Raw genomic sequence first — 2,601 nt, forward strand, 5'->3', positions numbered from 1 at the left:
CCCTCGTCACCCTCCCCGAACTCCCCCTCCCCGACTGGGCGCAGGGCATCCGCATCGGCGGCCGGGTCACCGCGGAGGGCCTGGTCTTCGCGCTGTACGACGGCCTGAAACTGGCCACCCTCCTCATCTGCGTGGGCGCCGCGAACGCCCTCGCCAACCCGGCCCGCCTCCTCAAGTCCCTCCCTGGCGCCTTGTACGAGGCGGGAGTTGCCGTGGTCGTCGCGCTCACCTTCGCGCCCAACCTGATCGCGGACGTCCAGCGCCTGCGCGCCGCACGCCGACTGCGCGGCCGGCCCGACCACGGGATACGCGGCCTGCTCCAGGTCGGACTCCCTGTCCTGGAGGGCGCGTTGGAGCGTTCGGTCGCGCTCGCGGCTGCGATGGACGCCCGCGGTTACGGCCGTACCGCCGAGGTATCGCCCGCCGTCCGCCGCACCACCGCCGTACTCACCCTCGGCGGCCTCGTCGGCGTCTGCGCCGGAACGTACGGCCTGCTCACCGCCGAAGGCGGCACCTACGGCCTGCCCGTGCTGCTCGCCGGACTCGGCGCGGCCCTCGCCGGGCTCTGGCTCGGCGGCCGCCGCTCGCTGCGTACCCGCTACCGGCCGGACGCATGGGGCGTACGGGCGTGGCTGGTCGCCGCGTCCGGCGCGGGAGCCGCGGCGCTGCTGATCCTGTACGCCGCGTACGACTCGCCTGGTTCCGCCGCCCTGCACCCCGGCGTCGTACCCCTGACGTCCCCCACCTTCCCCCTCTGGCCGGCCGCCGCGATCCTGCTCGGCCTCGCCCCGTCCTTCATCGCCCCCAGGGAGCCGTCGTGATCCGCTTCGAGGATGTCTCCGTGACGTACGACGCGGCGACCGAGCCAGCCGTACGAGGCGTCGAACTCACCGTCCCCGAGGGCGAGTTGGTGCTGCTGGTCGGACCGTCCGGAGTCGGTAAGTCGACGATTCTGGGTGCGGTGAGTGGTTTGGTCCCGCACTTCACGGGCGGCACCCTGCGCGGACGCGTCACGGTGGCCGCCCGTGACACCCGTACGCACAAGCCGCGCGAACTCGCCGATGTCGTCGGCACGGTGGGCCAGGACCCGCTCGCGCACTTCGTGACGGACACGGTCGAGGACGAACTCGCGTACGGGATGGAGTCGTTGGGCCTCGCGCCGGACGTGATGCGCCGCCGTGTCGAGGAGACCCTGGATCTGCTGGGCCTCGCCGACCTCCGCGACCGCCCGATCGCCACCCTCTCCGGCGGCCAGCAGCAGCGGGTCGCGATCGGCTCGGTGCTCACCCCGCACCCCCGCGTACTGGTCCTCGACGAGCCGACGTCGGCACTCGACCCGGCCGCCGCGGAGGAGGTACTCGCCGTCCTCCAACGCCTCGTACACGACCTCGGCACCACGGTCCTCATGGCCGAACACCGCCTCGAACGCGTCATCCAGTACGCCGACCAGGTCGCCCTCCTCCCGGCTCCGGGCGCCCCGCTCGTACTGGGCCCTCCGTCCGAGGTGATGGCCGTCTCCCCGGTGTACCCGCCGGTCGTCGCCCTGGGGCGCCTCGCCGGGTGGTCACCGTTGCCGCTGACGGTGCGCGACGCGCGGCGGAGGGCGGGGGCGCTGCGGGAACGGCTGTCGGAGGTGGCGTACGAGGACGAGCACTCGAGCGTGACTCCGGGCGCGGCCCCTGCACCGCGTCTCGTACCAGCCCGCTCCCGCCTCTTCCGCAGACAGCGAGACACCTCAACTCACCTTCCAGGGAACCCGGTTGCAGCAGCCGTCGACCACCTCACCGTCCGCAGAGGCGGCATCGAAGCCCTCCACGACGTCACCCTGACCGTCGCCCCCGGCGAGACCATCGCCCTCATGGGCCGGAACGGGGCCGGAAAGTCCACCCTGCTCAGCGCACTGGTCGGGCTGGTCGAACCGGCGTCGGGTTCGGTACGGGTCGGCGGCGCCGTACCGCACCGGACGGCGCCCCCTGAACTCGTACGCCGCGTCGGCCTCGTACCGCAGGAGCCGCGCGACCTGCTGTACGCGGACACGGTGGCCGCCGAGTGCACGGCCGCGGACCGGGACGCGGCCGCGGAACCGGGCACCTGCCGCGCCCTGGTCTCCGAACTGCTCCCCGGTATCGCGGACGACACCCACCCCCGCGACCTCTCCGAGGGCCAACGACTCACCCTGGCCCTGGCCCTCGTCCTCACGGCCCGCCCCCCACTCCTCCTCCTGGACGAGCCGACCCGCGGCCTCGACTACGCGGCCAAGTCCCGCCTGGTCACGGTCCTACGGGACCTGGCGACCGCGGGCCACGCCATCATCCTGGCCACCCACGACGTGGAACTGGCCGCCGAACTCGCCCGCCGGGTCGTGATCCTCGCCGACGGCGAAACGGTGGCCGACGGCCCTACGGCCGAGGTCGTCCTCGCCTCTCCCTCCTTCGCCCCGCAGGTCACGAAGATCCTTGCGCCGCAGAAATGGCTGACGGTTTCGCAGGTACGCGCTGCTGTGGGCGAAGCGGAGCGGGAGCCGGAAGTACGAGAGACACCAGACCGGGAGATGACAGACCGGGAGGCAGAGGCGTGACCCACCAGGCGCCCCCTCAAGCC

General features: G+C 73.0%; 2 protein-coding genes. Both read left to right on the forward strand.

From position 1 onward, the window contains the following. On the forward strand, positions 1 to 821 hold an 821-nt coding region (locus G6048_RS47690; protein WP_235991146.1), incomplete at its 5' end, for an energy-coupling factor transporter transmembrane protein EcfT. Beyond that, positions 818 to 2,578, forward strand: a complete 1,761-nt coding sequence (locus G6048_RS47695) for an ABC transporter ATP-binding protein (protein WP_165345840.1) — start codon at positions 818 to 820, stop codon at positions 2,576 to 2,578. The genes G6048_RS47690 and G6048_RS47695, both read left to right, overlap by 4 nt. Positions 2,579 to 2,601: the final 23 nt, after the last annotated feature.

The sequence above is a fragment of the Streptomyces ureilyticus genome, assembly GCF_011045025.1.
Lineage (GTDB): Bacteria > Actinomycetota > Actinomycetes > Streptomycetales > Streptomycetaceae > Streptomyces > Streptomyces ureilyticus.